The sequence below is a fragment of the Mesorhizobium sp. GW821-FHT04C10 genome (genome assembly GCF_059420305.1).
Map to the genome: position 1 here is coordinate 4,013,593 of NZ_JBWKTL010000001.1, position 15,781 is coordinate 4,029,373.

The 15,781-nt window shown below is 64.4% G+C and carries 16 protein-coding genes; 11 read left to right on the forward strand and 5 right to left on the reverse strand.

Annotated elements, in window-relative coordinates:
• Positions 1-177 precede the first annotated feature (177 nt).
• The 5 genes from hemP to AC07UC_RS19380 are packed head-to-tail and all read left to right on the forward strand — an operon-like array spanning position 178 to position 4,293.
• On the forward strand, positions 178-384 hold the full coding sequence (gene hemP, locus AC07UC_RS19360; RefSeq protein ID WP_010909946.1) for a hemin uptake protein HemP: 207 nt from the start codon (positions 178-180) through the stop codon (positions 382-384).
• A gap of 21 nt (positions 385-405) precedes the next feature.
• The gene (locus tag AC07UC_RS19365) at positions 406-1,467 is read left to right on the forward strand and encodes a hemin-degrading factor (RefSeq protein ID WP_494907078.1); all 1,062 of its coding nucleotides are present in this window, start codon (positions 406-408) and stop codon (positions 1,465-1,467) included.
• 11 nt (positions 1,468-1,478) lie between these two features.
• Positions 1,479-2,369 (forward strand): heme/hemin ABC transporter substrate-binding protein, encoded by an 891-nt coding sequence (locus tag AC07UC_RS19370; RefSeq protein ID WP_202321887.1) that lies wholly within the window; start codon positions 1,479-1,481, stop codon positions 2,367-2,369.
• Positions 2,370-2,380: 11 nt separating this feature from the next.
• Complete coding sequence (locus AC07UC_RS19375; RefSeq protein WP_202321889.1) at positions 2,381-3,481, forward strand: FecCD family ABC transporter permease; 1,101 nt, start codon at positions 2,381-2,383, stop codon at positions 3,479-3,481.
• Between the two features lie 23 nt (positions 3,482-3,504).
• A complete protein-coding gene (locus AC07UC_RS19380; protein ID WP_494907079.1) occupies positions 3,505-4,293 on the forward strand; it encodes a heme ABC transporter ATP-binding protein in 789 nt (262 codons plus the stop codon).
• Positions 4,294-4,560: 267 nt separating this feature from the next.
• Here AC07UC_RS19380 and rirA read toward each other — a convergent pair whose 3' ends face one another.
• Positions 4,561-5,022, reverse strand: a complete 462-nt coding sequence (gene rirA, locus AC07UC_RS19385) for an iron-responsive transcriptional regulator RirA (protein ID WP_494907080.1) — start codon at positions 5,020-5,022, stop codon at positions 4,561-4,563.
• Between the two features lie 330 nt (positions 5,023-5,352).
• On the opposite strand from rirA, the gene AC07UC_RS19390 reads away from it, so the two are divergent.
• The 3 genes from AC07UC_RS19390 to AC07UC_RS19400 all read left to right on the forward strand — a co-directional run bounded on the left by AC07UC_RS19390 (position 5,353) and on the right by AC07UC_RS19400 (position 7,878).
• On the forward strand, positions 5,353-6,648 hold the full coding sequence (locus tag AC07UC_RS19390) for a DUF445 domain-containing protein (RefSeq protein WP_494907081.1): 1,296 nt from the start codon (positions 5,353-5,355) through the stop codon (positions 6,646-6,648).
• A gap of 103 nt (positions 6,649-6,751) precedes the next feature.
• A complete protein-coding gene (locus AC07UC_RS19395) occupies positions 6,752-7,180 on the forward strand; it encodes a phasin family protein (protein WP_140773084.1) in 429 nt (142 codons plus the stop codon).
• 200 nt (positions 7,181-7,380) lie between these two features.
• The gene (locus tag AC07UC_RS19400; protein ID WP_027043813.1) at positions 7,381-7,878 is read left to right on the forward strand and encodes a MaoC family dehydratase; all 498 of its coding nucleotides are present in this window, start codon (positions 7,381-7,383) and stop codon (positions 7,876-7,878) included.
• Positions 7,879-7,903: 25 nt separating this feature from the next.
• On the opposite strand, the gene AC07UC_RS19405 is transcribed toward AC07UC_RS19400, so the two are convergent.
• The gene (locus AC07UC_RS19405; protein WP_494907082.1) at positions 7,904-9,379 is read right to left on the reverse strand and encodes an MFS transporter; all 1,476 of its coding nucleotides are present in this window, start codon (positions 9,377-9,379) and stop codon (positions 7,904-7,906) included.
• Between the two features lie 129 nt (positions 9,380-9,508).
• Between AC07UC_RS19405 and AC07UC_RS19410 the strand changes: the two genes are divergently transcribed.
• Positions 9,509-10,399 (forward strand): LysR family transcriptional regulator, encoded by an 891-nt coding sequence (locus AC07UC_RS19410; protein ID WP_494907083.1) that lies wholly within the window; start codon positions 9,509-9,511, stop codon positions 10,397-10,399.
• 16 nt (positions 10,400-10,415) lie between these two features.
• On the opposite strand, the gene AC07UC_RS19415 is transcribed toward AC07UC_RS19410, so the two are convergent.
• Positions 10,416-11,834, reverse strand: a complete 1,419-nt coding sequence (locus tag AC07UC_RS19415; RefSeq protein WP_494907084.1) for an aminotransferase-like domain-containing protein — start codon at positions 11,832-11,834, stop codon at positions 10,416-10,418.
• 105 nt (positions 11,835-11,939) lie between these two features.
• Between AC07UC_RS19415 and AC07UC_RS19420 the strand changes: the two genes are divergently transcribed.
• Positions 11,940-12,803 carry a DMT family transporter gene (locus tag AC07UC_RS19420; protein WP_202321899.1) on the forward strand — a complete coding sequence of 288 codons (864 nt, stop codon included), beginning with the start codon at positions 11,940-11,942 and terminating at the stop codon, positions 12,801-12,803.
• Positions 12,804-12,823: 20 nt separating this feature from the next.
• Here the strand turns inward: AC07UC_RS19420 and AC07UC_RS19425 are convergent, their stop codons facing one another.
• Positions 12,824-13,864, reverse strand: coding sequence for a zinc-dependent alcohol dehydrogenase family protein (locus tag AC07UC_RS19425; protein WP_140773095.1), 1,041 nt, complete (start codon positions 13,862-13,864; stop codon positions 12,824-12,826).
• Positions 13,865-13,974: 110 nt separating this feature from the next.
• Positions 13,975-14,436: a winged helix-turn-helix transcriptional regulator gene (locus AC07UC_RS19430; protein WP_202321903.1), complete on the reverse strand. Its 462-nt coding sequence runs from the start codon at positions 14,434-14,436 to the stop codon at positions 13,975-13,977.
• A 99-nt stretch (positions 14,437-14,535) separates the two neighbouring features.
• Between AC07UC_RS19430 and AC07UC_RS19435 the strand changes: the two genes are divergently transcribed.
• Positions 14,536-15,780, forward strand: a complete 1,245-nt coding sequence (locus AC07UC_RS19435) for an MFS transporter (protein WP_494907085.1) — start codon at positions 14,536-14,538, stop codon at positions 15,778-15,780.
• The last annotated feature ends 1 nt before the right edge of the window (position 15,781 follow it).

Genomic DNA, 15,781 nt, shown 5'->3' on the forward strand with positions numbered 1-15,781 from the left:
TTCATGCTGGCTGGCCCGGGGCTGGCTGGCATTTTTCATCGTGTCCGGCGTGTTAAATGTTGACTCATTTGCTCCGGTATTGCACTGACTAATAAACATGATTATTCAAGTCAAGAAATGAATCGGCAATATGCAACGCCTAGCCAGATGCCCGGCACAGGAAAGGGATCGACCCAGATGAACACGCACAATCCCAACGATTTTCGTTATCGCGTCCGCCGTTCCGATGATGCCTCCACCCGCTTCGACCGGATCCCGCTGGCGGTGCGAACGCTGTCCAGCAACACGCTGTTCCAGGGCGAGCACGAGATCGGCATCGAGCATCATGGTGCGCTCTACCGGCTGAAGATCACCCGGCAGGGCAAGCTCATTCTCAACAAGTAAAAAGGTATCAGGGGTTAAGACATGGACCAGCGCGTAAAACCCGCCCCACATGAAATCCGGCGGGCACGGACGGACAATCCGAAAGCGCGCGAGCGTGACCTGGCCGCCCAGCTCGGCATTTCGGAAGCCGAACTGGTGGCTGCGCATTGCGGCGACGGCGTCGTGCGCGTCGAGCCGCGCGTCAACGACCTTCTGACCGGCCTCGAGGCCGTCGGCGAGGTGATGGCGCTGACCCGTAATGAAAGCGCGGTGCACGAAAAGATCGGCGTCTATGACAAGGTGGTCACCGGCAACCACAATGCCATGGTGCTTGGCGAGAACATCGACCTGCGCATCTTCCCGAAAGTCTGGGCGCATGGCTTCGCGGTGGAAAAGCGTGACGGCGAAGAGATCCGCCGCAGCTTGCAGTTCTTCGACGCGGCGGGCGAGGCGGTGCACAAGGTGCATCTGCGTCCGGCCTCCAGCCTCTACGCCTACCAGAAGCTGGTCGCCACGCTGGCATCGTCGAACCAGGAGCCGACGATCGATATTTCGGGACCAATCGCGGATGATGAGAGCGAGGCCGGAGCAACCACCGCCAATCTTGACGACCTGCGCGACCGCTGGAGCCGGCTGACCGATGTGCACCAGTTCTTCGGCATGCTGAAGACACTTAAGCTCAGCCGTCGCCAGGCGGTGCGCATGGTCGGAACGGACTATGCCTGGCTGCTCGACAATGACGCGGTCCGCGCCATGTTCCATCACGCCTCCGAAGGCGAGATGCCGATCATGTGCTTTGTTGGCAACCGCGGCTGCATCCAGATCCATTCCGGACCGGTCAGGTCGATCAAGCCGATGGGGCCGTGGATCAACGTGCTCGACGAGACCTTCCATCTGCATCTGCGCACCGACCACATCCATGAGGTCTGGGCGGTGCGCAAGCCGACCAAGGATGGCCATGTCACCTCGCTCGAGGTCTATGCCGCCGACGGCGAGATGATCATCCAGTTCTTCGGCAAGCGCCATGAAGGCGAAAGCGAGCGCGACGATTGGCGATTCCTGGCGGAGAATCTGCCGCGCATCCCAAACCCGACCGCAGCCTGAGGAGAACGACAATGGGCTGTTTTTCCAGGATCATCGCCGGCCCGATGGTCGGCCTTGCCTTGGCTTTCACCGCGCTGCAACCGGCGGGTGCCGCGGAGGGCGTTTCCGTTTTCTCCGATCCGTCGAAGATCGCCGCCATAGGCGGTTCGATCACCGAAATCGTCTATGCGCTTGGCGAGGAGAAGCATCTGGTGGCGCGCGATTCCACCAGCCGATATCCAAAGGCGGCGCTCGACCTGCCCGATGTCGGCTATATGCGCGCGCTGTCGCCGGAGGGCGTGCTGTCGGTCAATCCGACCGGCATCCTGGCGTTACAGGGCAGCGGTCCGAAGGAAGCCGTCGACGTGCTGAAGAAGACGAGCATCCCCTTCATCGAAGTACCTGAACATTATAGCCGTGAGGGCATCCTGGAGAAGGTCCGTATCGTCGGCAAGGCACTGGGCGCCGACGCCAAGGCCGAGGTGCTGGCCAGGGAGCTCGATGCCAGGCTCACCGCTGCCGAAAAGCAGACTGCCTCGATCAAGGAGCGCAAGCGCGTCCTGTTCGTGCTGTCGGTCCAGGGCGGCAAGATCCTGGCGGCCGGCAGCGAAACCGCGGCCGACGGCATGGTCAGACTGGCGGGCGGCGTCAATGCCGTCGAAGGCTTTTCCGGCTACAAGCAGATGTCCGACGAGGCGATCATTACCGCCAGGCCGGATGTGATCCTTATGATGAGCAATGCCGGGCCGCCGGTATCGGACGACGAATTGTTCGGCAATCCGTCCGTCGCCTCGACGCCGGCAGGTGCCGCCCGCAAATTGATCCGCATCGATGGCGGTTATCTGCTCGGCTTCGGGCCGCGCACGGCCGACGCCATCCACGACCTCGCCGTCTCGCTCTATGGCGGGCAGGTCACGGACTGAGCGGGCGCATCATGGTCGATCAATCGATCGTCGGCCCGGTGAAGGCGATGAGTGTGTCCGAAGGCGATCGCTCGGGCCGAGCCCGCATCGTCATCCTGCTGCTGTGCCTCGGGCTCACCGCCGCCGTGTTTCTGTCGCTTACATCAGGCGCGTCGGACGCATCGGCCGTCAATGTCATCAGGGACTGGCTGTCCGGAGCTGTTCCACTTGATGCGGCGCTGAGCGCGCGTGACAGCCTGATCGTCTACGATATCCGACTGCCGCGCATCATCCTCGGCATGCTGGTCGGCGCGGCGCTCGCGGTGTCGGGCGCCGTCATGCAGGGGCTGTTCCGCAATCCGCTGGCCGATCCCGGCCTGATCGGCGTTTCGGCCGGCTCCAGTCTCGGTGCCGTGGCCATCATCGTGCTTGGCGGCACCATTCTGGCGCCGGTAACGGCTTTGCTGGGCACGCTTGCCCTGCCGCTGGCGGCTTTCTTCGGCGGCCTCGCCACGACCCTGGTGCTCTACCAGGTCGCCACGCGGCGCGGGCAAACCTCGGTTGCGACCATGCTGCTCGCCGGCATCGCGCTGGCAGCGCTTGCCATGGCGCTGACCGGCATCCTCATCTTCATGGCTGACGATCGTCAGCTGCGCGACTTGACCTTCTGGTCACTGGGATCCCTTGGTGGCGCAACCTGGGCGAAGATCGCGTCCGTCGGGCCGATCATCATATTGGCGCTGGCGGCAATGCCGTTCCTGTCGCGCGGTCTCAACGCGCTGGCGCTTGGCGAGGCGACCGCCGGCCATCTCGGCATACCCGTCCAGCGACTGAAATACACCGCCATCATCGGTGTCTCGGCGGCGGTCGGTGCGTCCGTCGCCGTCAGCGGCGGCATAGGCTTCGTGGGCATCGTCGTGCCGCATCTGCTGCGCCTGCTGATCGGTCCGGACAATCGCTATCTTTTGCCGGCCTCGGCACTGCTCGGAGCCTCGCTGCTGCTGCTTGCCGATGCCGTCGCACGTACCATCGTGGCGCCGGCGGAATTGCCGATCGGCATTGTCACCGCGGTCGCCGGCGCGCCGTTCTTCCTGTGGATACTGCTGCGCAAGCGAGGCGTAATTGACCTGTGAAATTCGGGATTTGTGAGGCTGGGATGATCGAGGCAAGGGATGTTTCGGTTGATATAGCCGGCAAACGTATCGTCGGCGGTGTCGATTTCGATGCGCGACCCGGCGAAATCGCGGCGATCGTCGGCCCCAACGGCTCGGGCAAGACGACCTTCCTGAAGGCGTTGTCCGGCGAGCTTGCCCATACCGGGCGCGTCGCCCTCAACGGCCGCGACCTCGCGGCGATGAAACCGGTCGAGATTGCCGTCCATCGCGCGGTCCTGCCGCAGGCGACGACGCTGTCATTTCCATTCACCGTGCGCGAGGTGGTCAAGCTCGGGCTTGTCGGCGGCCGCTCGGGTGCCTTGCCTGGTGAGGATGCGCGGCTGCCTGAGCGGGCATTGGCCCGCGTCGATCTCGATGGGTTTGCCGGGCGGTTCTACCAGGAGCTTTCGGGCGGCGAGCAGCAGCGCGTCCAGCTTGCGCGCGTGCTGTGCCAGGTCTGGGCGCCGGTGCTCGACGGCAAGCCGCGCTACCTGTTCCTCGACGAGCCTGTTTCCAGCCTCGACATCAAGCACCAGCTGATCATCATGAACATCGCCCGCGATTTCGCCAGAAGGGGTGGCGGCGTGGTCGCCATCCTGCACGACCTCAACCTGACGGCCATGTATGCCGACCGTATCTTCGTCATGCATCGCGGCCGGTTGGCCGCGACCGGCTCGCCGCAAGAGGTGCTGAGCGACGATTTGATCGAGAAAGTGTTCGACTGCCGGCTCAAGGTCGGTGTGTTGCCGGCCGGGAATATGCCGTTCGTGCTGCCGCAATCTGCCGCTTAGGCTTGGCAGTGACCTTCGTCATCCACGAGCGAAGCGGACGCGCAGACCCGAGGATCCATTCCGTTACATCAACCGAAGGATGCGGCGATACAGAACAGGCGCTGCCGCCACTCGTTCTGCATCGTTGCGGCGCCCGAGCGTCACGGAATGGATTCTAGGGTCTGCGCTGCGTCGCTTCGCTCCTTGCTCCGCCCTAGAATGACGACCTCATGGGCGGCGTCGCGCGCAAGGCGCCAATAGAATCAACCCGCTAAGCCTCGTCGTGGACTAGGCGGCCGGGGCGCGGCGCTCCAGCATGTCGATGCCAAGCAGGTTGCGCACATTCGGCCGTGCCGCCACCATATCGGCGATCGTGTAGCGGGAAAGCACGGCGAAGAAGGCGTTGAGCGCCTCGCGCAGCGCTGAATTCAACGCGCAGCTGTCGACCAGAGGGCACTCGGCCGCGTCGTTCTCGAAGCATTCGGCCATGGCGAAGCTTTCCTCGGTGACGCGCACGACGTCGAAGAGGTTTATCGCCTCGGCGGCACGGCCAAGCCGGACGCCGCCATTGCGGCCGCGCACCGTCTCGACCAAGCCATGCTCTACCAGCGGCTGCAGGATCTTGAACAAGAAAAGTTCCGAAACGGAGTAGGCGGCCGCGATTTCGGGAATGCGGCTCAACCGGTCATTGTTGGCGGCACAATACATCAGGATGCGCATGGCATAATTGGTCTGGCGGGTAAGCCGCATTTCGTCCTCACTAGGCGCCGGCGTGGTGCGACCGCGCCAGATTCCAGAACTTTGCTGGCGCGGCTGTGATCCGGAATTTCGGATTCGCCACACTGGCCTCGACCGAATATGGCCTATACCTTGGAATAATTCCAGACTAGCTTCGCACTATAGATGAATATTCTCGTCAACTTTATGTGCGCAACCGGGCGGAACGCTGGGAAAACCGGTCGTCACGGGCATTTCGGCTGATGAAACCCTAGATAGGCCGGAGATCGACCCCAGAGATCGACCAGCGGTCGACCAGAGATACCAGTGGTCGACCAGAGATCGACGAGGAGCAGTTCGTCCATGTCACAATCGGCTTCGTCCCTGGTGCCTGTCCGTTTCGATGCCGACGCGGCCGCCAAGCTCTCGGCGCTGCGGCGGACCAAATTCATCGCCACCGCCGCACTGGCGCTCTGCGTGCTGGTGTTCGCCTTGGCCAAGTCGTTCCAAAACACCTATCCGTGGCTGGGCTTCGTCGCCGCCTTCGCCGAGGCGGCAACCATTGGCGGCCTGGCCGACTGGTACGCGGTGGTGGCGCTGTTCAGGCGGCCGCTCGGGTTGCCGATCCCGCACACCGCCATCATCCCGGAAAACCAGAACCGCATCGCAGACAATCTCGGCCGCTTCATCGAGGCCAATTTCCTGGCGCCGGAGCCGGTACGGGAAAAACTCGCCGAGGTGGATTTTGCCGCGCTCGTCGCCGACTGGCTGACTGATGCCGAACGCGCCGCCGGCCTGTCGCGTTTCGTCGTGCGGCTGGTGCCTCAGACGCTGGCCGCCGTCGAGCAATCCGGCCTGCGCGGCTTCGTCACCAGCCGCATGCTTGAACAGATCGAAAAGGTGCCGCTTGCGCCGCTGGCGGCGGAACTCCTGTCGGCGCTCACCGACGATCGTCGCCACCAGAAACTGTTCGACGAATTCATCAAGGTGGTCGGCCGCTTCCTCAACGATGAACAGGCGCTGGCAACGATGCGCGAAAAAATCCGCGAGGAATTGCCGTCGCTGTTCAACCTGTTCAGAGCCGACGCCTATCTCCTGAAGAAGATCGTCGCTTCGGCGGGCTCCCTGCTCGACGAGGTGCGGGCCGATCCGGACCATCCGATGCGGGCCGAGTTCGATCGTTTCGCGCAAGGCTTCGTCGAACGGCTACGGACGTCCAAGCAATATGCAAAGCGTGCCGAGAAGATGAAGCACGATTTCCTCGCCCGCCCCGAAGTCAGGGCGCTGGCCGGGGACATGTGGGAGAGCCTCAGCCTGTTCATCGAGCAGGACGCCAAGGCGCCGAATTCGGTGATCCGCGCGCATCTCGCCAATATGTTCGTCGAGGTCGGCCGCCATCTTGCCGGCGATGCGCAGATCCGGGCCGATATGAACCAGGGGTTCGTCGTGGCGCTGGCCTCCTTCGTCGAGAGCCAGAAGAGCGGCGTATCGAAATTCATCGCCGACCAGGTGAAGCGCTGGGACCTTGCCCAACTGACGCGGCTTATCGAGATGAACATCGGCCGAGACCTGCAATACATCCGCTTCAACGGCATGATCATCGGCGGGCTGGCGGGCATAGTGCTTTATACGATCGAGTTGCTGCTCCCGGTCAATTGATTCCGTGTCCATCGCCATGCCTGTGTCCGAATGGACTCGTGACACGCGAGTGCTATTCTCCGGCGAGGGCGCCCGCATTCGCGGCGACAGGGGAGAAGACGTCATGGCAAAACAACCGGAATCCGATTCCTTCATGGACATGTTCGGCAAATTCGGCCGCGACCTGAAGGTGCCCAATGTCGATGTCGAGGCGATCCTCGCCCATCACCGCAAGAACCTGGAAGCGCTGGAGAAGGCGGCGCGCGCCGGCGCAGCCGGAGCGACCTCGCTGTTGTCAAGGCAACGCGAGATGCTGCAGGACACGTTGCGCGAGGTTGCCGACGTGGCGCAAAGCTATCGGGCGCCGGGCAATCCGCAGGAACTCATGGCCAAACAGACGGAGTTCGCCAGGAAATCGTTCGAGGCGGCGCTCAAGAATGCCGGCGAAGTGGCTGAGCTGGCCAGGAAATCCGGCACCGAATCGATCGACATCCTGCGCGCGCGCATCAAGGAGGCGATGGAGGAAATCCGCGCCGGCTACGAGAAGAAATAGGTCTGCGTGGGCTGTCGTCCGCATCCCCACGCGGATCGCCGGCACTCCTCGCCCACTTGCGCATAGTTGCATCGGCGCCACGCGTCAGGCGGCATGGCACGATTCAGCCGGAATTCGGCGGAACGGATTCACGCAAGGCGAATTGACAGGAGCCGTCCGTTCGTGGTCCGGAGGCACTGCAAGCTATCGGGAAAGCAGGAATGACTGAAGTACGGCCTAAAACGCCGCCGACCTACGAGCAGTTGAGGACGATGTCCGGGCAGGAACTGGGCGTCTCGGAATGGACCACGGTCGACCAGAACCGTATCAACCAGTTCGCCGAATGCACTGGCGACCATCAATGGATCCATGTCGATCCCGAGCGGGCGCGGCGGCAAAGCCCGTTCCGCACGACGATCGCGCATGGCTACCTGACGCTGTCGATCATCGGCGCGCTGGCGCTCGGCATGGGCATCGTGCCCGAGAATACGCAGGCCGCCTTCAACTATGGCTTCGACAAGGTGCGCTTCCTCGCGCCGGTCAAGGTCGGCGCACGCATCAGGCTGCGCACGGTCTTGCTTTCCATGGAAGACAGAGGCCCTGGCCAATATCTGATGAAGGCAGCCAACACCGTCGAGATCGAAGGCGAGGAAAAGCCGGCACTGACGGCCGAAACGCTGGTCATGCTGTATGAGCGCCGCAAACGGGCAGGGGCCTGAGCGCATCAGCCCAAGCCCCGCACTGTCAGGACACCCGCGTTGATTGCCCCGGCTGTTCAAGCTTGATCGCATTGCGTGCCGAAAACAGGGCAAGCAGCAGCGCCACCAAGGCCATGGCTGTTGCCGTCTCAAAGGTGATTTGCATGCCGCGGGCCGCAGAAGCGGAGGTCAGGACGTCCGGTCCTGTTGCTTTCGGAGCACCAGCCGACGCAACCGCGAAGATGGCGCCCATCAAGGATGCGCCGGTGATGAGGCCGAGATTGCGCGACAGGTTGAGCAGGCCCGACATGACACCGCGTTCGCCGGCGCCGACACCGCTCATGACGGCCGCATTGTTGGAGGTCTGGAACAGGGCATAGCCGAAGCAGGTGACGGTGATCGGAACGACATAGCTGGCAATGCCGAGTCTAGTCATGGCGAGCGAGAGCAGGAACGTGCCCGCGGCAAGGCTGGTGAGCCCGGCGACCATCATCCTGTTGGCTCCGAAGCGATCGGAAAGCCGCCCAGCCAGCAGCGCCGACAGGGTCGAGACCAGCGGTCCGGTTGAAAGCACCAAGCCGACCATCGCGGCATCGAGCCCCAACCCTCGCGACAGATAGAACGGGGCAACCACCAAGGTTGCCATCATCACCGTGGCGACGATGAGGCTCATGGCCAGGCTGGCGCTGAGCCGCGGATCCCGGAAACTGGCAAGCTGAATCAACGGGGTTTTCACTCTTGATTGCGTGACGGCGAAGAGAGCAACGCCGATGCCGGTCGCAAAAAGCAGGCCAATGTTGAGCGCGCCGAAATTGCCTCGCCCAAGTGTCATGGCCAGCGCATAGGCAGCCAGGCTCAGGGCCAGCAGGACAGTGCCTGTCGCGTCGAACCTGCCTTGGGCGGCCCGCGCGTTCTTGTCCCTGACAGGCAAGGCACGCCAGGCGAGGGCGAAGGTCAGCAGACCCAGCGGCACATTGACGAGAAAGATCGCGCGCCAGCCGAGGCCGGCGATCAGCAGGCCGCCGAGCGAGGGACCGAGCGTGGTGCCGATGGCCGACATGGCGCCGAGCAGACCCATGGCGCTGCCGGTCCGCTCCTTGCTCACGGTCTCGGCGACAAAGGCCAGCGTCAGCGCCATCATCAGCGCCGCGCCAAGCCCCTGCACGGCGCGCGCGGCGATCAGCAGCCAAAGCGTCGGGGCCAAGCCGCAGAGCACCGAAGCCGATGTGAACAGCGCGATGCCGCCAAGCAGCAGCGGCCGGCGTCCGAACATGTCGGCCAGCCGCCCGGCGCTGACGATCAGCGTGGTGATGGCGAGGAGGTAGGCCAGAACCACCCATTGCACGGCCTGGAACGACGCGCCGAACGTCTGCATCAGAGATGGCAGCCCGACGCTGGCGATGCTGGTCCCGAGCGACGACAGCAGCGTGGCGAGCGACAGGCTTGCCAGAGCCCAGCCGACCGATTCTTTCTCTTGCGGGGCTGATATCAACCCATCTCGACTTTGTGCGGCGACTGCCATGGCGATCTCCTTTCCATTCGCTCCGGAACCGGAACCATCAGAGATCTAGTCTTGTGGTTGATATGGCGGAAGGCGCAGCATTTGCATCATATCAATGCATGAGACGCCACATCATGTTATGATCCGCCGATGACGTCTCCTGATCTCAATCTGCTCTTCGCTCTCGACGTGCTGCTGGCGGAAGGCAGCGTGGCCCGCGCCGCGCGCCGTCTGCGGCTCAGCCCCTCGGCGATGAGCCGGACGCTGGCGCGGTTGCGCGAGGCAACGGGCGATCCCTTGCTGGTGCGGGCCGGGCGCGGCCTGGTGGCGACGCCGCGCGCGGAGGAACTACGGCGGCAGGTCGGCCCCGTCGTCCAGGACGCGGAGATGCTGCTGCGCCCTGCCGAACTGCTTGATCTCTCAAGCCTGGACGAGGTCTTCACGCTGCGCACCAATGAAGGCTTCGTCGAGGAGTTCGGGCCTCGCCTTGTCGCCCGCATCGAGGCTGATGCGCCAGGAGTGCGGCTGCGTTTCGCGCCGAAATCAGACAAGGATGTGATGTCGCTGCGCGACGCGGCGATCGACCTGGAAATCGGCGTTGCCGGCGAAACCGGACCCGAAGTGCGCATCCAGGCCTTGTTTCGCGACCGCTTCATTGGTGCTGTTAGAGCAGGCCATCCCTTGAGCGAAGGCACGGTGACGGCCGAGCGCTATGCGGCGGGCCGGCACATCAGTATTTCGCGGCGCGGCCGCGAGAAGGGGCCGATCGACGAGGCCCTGAGCGCGCTTGGCCTGCGGCGGACGGTCGTGTGCATGGTTTCGGGTTTTTCGGCAGCACTCGCCATGGCGCGCGCCTCGGACCTGATCGCCAGCGTGCCCGAGCGGCACACCGCCGGCGCGCGCGCCGGCATGCACAGTTTTCCACTGCCGGTCACGACGGTGGAGGTCACCATTTCGATGCTCTGGCATCCGCGCCTCGATGCCGATCCGGCGCAACGCTGGTTGCGCGACTGCGTGCGGGAGGTCTGTGCGGGGCGCTGATTGAAGGCGGCTGAGATCACCGCTTCATCGCGGTTTCCAGCACCTTGAAGATCCGCTCGTCGTTGCACTGGGCGACGTTGAAGCGCAGGAAACGGCTGGCCGTCTGCGACAGGCTGAACGCATTGCCGGGCGCCAGCACGACGTTGTCTGCCAAGGCATGGCGTGCGACGTCGGCCGCATCCACGCCATCGGGCAGGCCGCACCACAGGAACAGGCCGGCCGGCTGGTCGATCCAGGGCGTGATGCCGATCGCCTTCAGGCGAGTGCCGGTCTCGGCCATCGCGCGCGCGAGCTTGGCGCGCAGCAGATCCATATGCTTGCGGTAGCTGCCGTCCTTGAGCAGCGTCAGCACCAGTTCGGCCGCCAGCCGCCCGCCGCCGAAGGTGGTGGCGATCTTGAGGTCGGTCAGGCCCTCGATCCAGTCGCGGGGCGCGGCGATGAAACCGCAGCGGACCGAGGCCGACAGCGTCTTGGAGAAGCTGCCGATCTGGACGACGCGGTTCAGCCCATCGAAGGCCGCCAGCCTGGGGGCAGGGGCATGTTCGAAATCGGCGAAGATATCGTCCTCGACGATAGTCAGGTCCGACTGGTCGGCGAGTTTCAGCAAGCGGTGCGCGGTGACCGGCGACAGGATCGCGCCGGTCGGGTTGTGGATGGCGGAATTGGTGATGTAGAGGCGCGGCCGGTGCTCGGCGAGCGCCTGGGCGAACAGCTCGATATCAGGCCCCGACGGCGTGTAGGGAACGCTGATGACCTTGGCGCGGTGGGCACGCAGCAAAGCGTGGAAGTTGAAATAGCAGGGGTCGTCGACCAGCACCGTGTCGCCGGGTTCGATCAGGAACCGGCACAGGAGGTCAATGGCCTGCGTGCCCGATTCCGTCAGCACGATCTGTTCGGGCGAGGCTTCGATGCCGTGCCCGGCCATGCGCCGTGCCAGCAATTGCCGCAGCGGCGGCAGGCCGAGCGGCGTGCCGTAGTCGGCAAGCGCGGCATCATCGGCACGCGCCGCCGTGCGTAGCGCGCGGCGCAGTCCGGCCTGAGGCATCCACGAGGCCGGCAGCCAGCCGCAGCCGGGTTTCAGCACCTCGTCGCCAGCATCCAGCGACTGGCGCGAGACCCAAAGCGGATCGACGGCACGGTCGAGCCGGGGACCGATCTCGGCCAGCGACAGCGGCGCCAGCGTGCCGGCGGCATAGAAGCCTGAACCCGGCCGGGAGCGGATCGTGCCTTCGGCGGCGAGCCGCTCATAGGCTTCGACCACGGTGGATTTGGACACCTGCATGGATTGCGCGAAGGCGCGGATCGACGGCAGCCGGGCTCCCGGTGTCAGGCTGCGCGCAGCGATCCGCTGGCGGATGGCCGCCATGACGCTTTCGACCAGAGTGGGGGCGGCCAGGGCGCGCGCGCCGTCGGTTTCCAAAGCGAAGTCCGTCATCCGTACTGCTCGTCATGCCATTACAGTTTCGCTGAATTGTACTCCATTGTCTCTGGCTGCGCCATGACATCTGCCCGATAGAGGGCGAAAGACATGGAGCCTGGAATGGACAAGACCGCGAGCGGCTGGCTGAACGGATTTATCGGCGTGCTGATCTTCTCAGGCTCGCTGCCGGCGACGCGCGTGGCCGTGATGGATTTCGATCCGACCTTCGTGACATCGGCCCGCGCCGCGATTGCCGGGCTGCTTGGCCTGGCAATGCTGGTCTTGTTCCGGCAGAAACGACCGGAGCGGGGCGATCTGCTGTCGCTGGTGATCGTCGCCCTTGGGGTGGTGGTCGGCTTTCCCTTGCTGACCGCGCTGGCGCTGAAGCACGTTACCTCCGCCCACTCGATCATCTTCGTTGGCCTGCTGCCGCTGGCAACCGCGATCTTCGGCGTGCTGCGCGGCGGCGAGCGTCCACGACCGGCGTTCTGGCTGTTTTCGTGCATCGGCAGCGCGCTTGTCGCCGGTTTTGCCCTGTCGCAAGGCGTGACCGCGTCACCGCTCGGCGACGGCCTGATGCTGGGCGCCATCGTCGTGTGTGGACTGGGCTACGCCGAGGGCGCCGCGCTGTCGCGCAGGCTAGGCGGCTGGCAAGTGATCTGCTGGGCGCTGACGCTGTCGCTGCCGATCATGCTGGTGCTGACTTTCGCGACCCTGCCACCATCCTTTGCCGCCGTCGGCTCCCACGCCTGGATCGGTCTCGCCTATGTCTCGCTGTTCAGCATGCTGATCGGCTTCGTCTTCTGGTATCGCGGCCTGGCGCAAGGCGGCATTGCCGCGGTCGGCCAACTGCAGCTGTTGCAGCCCTTCTTCGGCCTGGCGCTCGCGGCGAGCTTGCTGCACGAACAGGTCAGCCCGCTGATGGTGGTTGTCACGCTCGGCGTGGTGGCCTGCGTGTTTGGCGCGAAGAAGTTTGCGCGGTAGTTGGGGAAGCGACGCCCGCCTTAGAACTTCGTGACCACGCCGATACCGATGCCTTCGAACCCGCCCATCGCCATCAAGGCCGCGGGCGCTTCGTCGAGGCTGATCTTCTTGCCGACCAGCAGTTCGGGTTTGAGCTTTCCGGTACGAATCATCTCCATCATCGCCTGGTAGCGGTAAGCTTGCATGCCGTGACTGCCGAGGATCTCCAACTCGAAAGCGATGATCTTGCTCATGGGAACCGCAGCCTTGGCATGGTCGCCGAGCATCAGGCCGACCTGCACATGGCGGCCGCGCCGGCGCAGGTTCGAGATGGAGTTGAACGAGGTGGTCGGATGGCCGAGCGCGTCCATCGACATATGAACGCCGCCATTGGTGATCTGCTTGACGGCCTTCACCACATTGGGGGTGGTCGATGCGTTGATGGTCGCCACCGCGCCGATCTTGCGGGCAAACTCCAGTTTCTCGTCGGTGAGATCGATGGCAATGACATTGGCGCCCATGGCGCTGGCGATCATGATCGCCGAAAGCCCGACGCCGCCGCAGCCATGCACGGCAACCCATTCTCCGGGCTTGACCCGTCCCTGGTCGACGATCGCCCGGAACGACGTGACGAAGCGGCAGCCCAGGCTGGCGGCGGTGGCGAATTCCATCTCTTCCGGCAGGCGTACGAGATTGGTGTCGGCGAAGTCGATGGCGACATATTCGGCGAAAGAGCCCCAGGCGGTGAAACCAGGCTGGAACTGATGCTCGCAGACCTGGTGGTTGCCGGACGTGCATTCGAAGCAGTGGCCGCAGCCGCCTACAAAAGGCACCGTGACCCGGTCGCCTGCCTTCCAGTGCGTCACGCGCTTGCCAGCCGCCACAACGACGCCCGCCAATTCATGGCCCGGCACATGCGGCAGCCGGATATCATCGTCATGGCCCATCCAGCCATGCCAGTCGCTGCGGCAGAGCCCCGTCGCCTCGACCTTGATGACGACACCATCGGCGGCCGGCTTCGGATCGGGGACGGTCTGGATCGTCGGCGCTTCGCCGAATTTCTCGAAGACGACGGCTTTCATCGGTCACTCCACCCTGCGTACTGTCTGTGGAAACGATAGCCGATTCCCTGTCCGGTCAAGCGGAAATCGATTCCGCCAGCCCTGCCAGTCCGCCGAACCAGCCAGGGCGCTCAGCTGTTTTCCTGGTCGCGGAAATCGGCGAGCCTCGTGTCGCCGGGGACCAGCAGCCTCCCGTCCTCGGCATGCACTTCCAGGCGCCTGATCGGCCGGCCGCTCTGCGTGTCGACCATGAAAGTGTAGGGCTCGCCCGGTCCGGAGAAATAGGCCTCGCCCCATTGCCGCAAGGCGACCAAGACATAGAACAGGCCGCGCCCTTTTTGCGTCAGCACATATTCATGGTGCGCGCTGCCGTCGGGCGCGGGAACCGTTTCCAGTATGCCGTGCGCGACCAGATTGCGCAGCCGCGCCGACAGGATGTTCTTGGCGACGCCGAGGCTCTTCTGGAATTCGCCGAAGCGGCGCAAGCCGTCGAAGGCGTCGCGCACGATGAGCAGCGACCACCAGTCGCCGATCGCATCCAGCGGCCGCGCGATCAGGCAATCCGCTTCGTGGTGGCTCGTTCGTTTCACCATGGCAATCGTTGGTCCAGATCAATCATGTCGGTTGCAAGATAAAACTCATTTGGTTATCCAGCAAGTGGTTTCAAGTTGAAACCTATTGTGGAGAGCGACATGAATCTGCGAGTGGCGAACGGCGCGGCAACAGGGGCGGAGCGGGCCGACAGGCTGTTGCAGGCAACACCAGATTCACCACCGGGATTGTCGAGAATGACGGCACTGGTCTTCGCCATTGCCTGTGGCCTGAGCGTCGCCAACATCTATTTTGCCCATCCGCTGCTCGACGCCATCGCGCATGATTTTGCCATCGCGCCGGCCTCGGTCGGCATCGTGGTGACGGTCACCCAGGTCGGCTACGCGCTCGGCCTGTTCTTCATCGTGCCGCTTGGCGATCTGTTCGACCGCCGCAAGCTGATCGCCGGCCAGGCGGTGCTTTCCGCCGTGGCGCTGATCGCGGTCGGGGTCGCGCCGAACGCCGCGATGCTGCTGGCAAGCCTGGCGGTTGTCGGCCTGCTTGCCGTGGTGGTGCAGGTGCTGGTGGCGTACGCCGCCGACCTCGCGCTGCCATCCGAGCGGGGGCGGGCAGTCGGCACCGTCACCAGCGGCGTCATAACAGGCATCCTGCTTGCCCGCTTCGTCGCCGGCGTCGTCGCCGACTTCGCCGGCTGGCGCTGGGTCTATCTGGTCTCGGCGACGCTGACGCTCGTCATGGCGGTGCTCCTCTTCCTGATCCTGCCGCGCCACGAGACGGAGCGGCCGCGCACGTCCTATCCGCGCCTGCTCGCTTCGGTCGTGCTGCTGTTCGTGCAGGAGCCGCTGCTGCGCGTGCGCGCCGTGCTCGCCATGCTGATCTTCGCCACTTTCAACGTGCTATGGGCGCCGCTGGTGCTGCCGCTGAGCGCCGCGCCATTTTCACTCTCGCACACCGCGATCGGGCTGTTCGGCCTTGCCGGTGTCGCCGGCGCACTGGGCGCGCGCTGGACGGGAGGCCTGGTCGATCGCGGGCGCGGGCAACTGGTCACCGGCCTCAGCCTGCTTCTGATGACGGCTGCCTGGCTACCGATCGCCTTCATGGGTCTGTCGCTGTGGCTGCTTGTCGCCGGCATCGTCATGCTGGACCTGGCGATCCAGGCCGTCCACGTCGCCAATCAGAGCCTGATCTTTTCGCGCCGCCCGGATGCGCGCAGCCGGCTGGTCGGCGGCTACATGATCTTCTATTCGCTCGGCAGCGCGCTCGGCTCCATCGCCTCGACCATGGTCTATGGCGCCATGGGCTGGAGCGGCGTCTGCCTGCTTGGGGCGGGTATCGGCCTGTTCGCTTTGGCGTTCTGGGCACTCACGCTGCGCGTGGGTCGGTAGA

Coding starts and splice junctions, on each gene's coding strand:
- AC07UC_RS19400 (WP_027043813.1), top strand. CDS start 7,381: ATGACTGAAGTACGGCCTAAAACGCCGCCGACCTACGAGCAGTTGAGG.
- AC07UC_RS19405 (WP_494907082.1), bottom strand. CDS start 9,379: ATGGCAGTCGCCGCACAAAGTCGAGATGGGTTGATATCAGCCCCGCAA.
- hemP (WP_010909946.1), top strand. CDS start 178: ATGAACACGCACAATCCCAACGATTTTCGTTATCGCGTCCGCCGTTCC.
- AC07UC_RS19430 (WP_202321903.1), bottom strand. CDS start 14,436: ATGGTGAAACGAACGAGCCACCACGAAGCGGATTGCCTGATCGCGCGG.
- AC07UC_RS19370 (WP_202321887.1), top strand. CDS start 1,479: ATGGGCTGTTTTTCCAGGATCATCGCCGGCCCGATGGTCGGCCTTGCC.
- AC07UC_RS19380 (WP_494907079.1), top strand. CDS start 3,505: ATGATCGAGGCAAGGGATGTTTCGGTTGATATAGCCGGCAAACGTATC.
- AC07UC_RS19395 (WP_140773084.1), top strand. CDS start 6,752: ATGGCAAAACAACCGGAATCCGATTCCTTCATGGACATGTTCGGCAAA.
- AC07UC_RS19425 (WP_140773095.1), bottom strand. CDS start 13,864: ATGAAAGCCGTCGTCTTCGAGAAATTCGGCGAAGCGCCGACGATCCAG.
- AC07UC_RS19435 (WP_494907085.1), top strand. CDS start 14,536: ATGAATCTGCGAGTGGCGAACGGCGCGGCAACAGGGGCGGAGCGGGCC.
- AC07UC_RS19420 (WP_202321899.1), top strand. CDS start 11,940: ATGGACAAGACCGCGAGCGGCTGGCTGAACGGATTTATCGGCGTGCTG.
- AC07UC_RS19390 (WP_494907081.1), top strand. CDS start 5,353: ATGTCACAATCGGCTTCGTCCCTGGTGCCTGTCCGTTTCGATGCCGAC.
- AC07UC_RS19415 (WP_494907084.1), bottom strand. CDS start 11,834: ATGACGGACTTCGCTTTGGAAACCGACGGCGCGCGCGCCCTGGCCGCC.
- AC07UC_RS19365 (WP_494907078.1), top strand. CDS start 406: ATGGACCAGCGCGTAAAACCCGCCCCACATGAAATCCGGCGGGCACGG.
- AC07UC_RS19375 (WP_202321889.1), top strand. CDS start 2,381: ATGGTCGATCAATCGATCGTCGGCCCGGTGAAGGCGATGAGTGTGTCC.
- rirA (WP_494907080.1), bottom strand. CDS start 5,022: ATGCGGCTTACCCGCCAGACCAATTATGCCATGCGCATCCTGATGTAT.
- AC07UC_RS19410 (WP_494907083.1), top strand. CDS start 9,509: ATGACGTCTCCTGATCTCAATCTGCTCTTCGCTCTCGACGTGCTGCTG.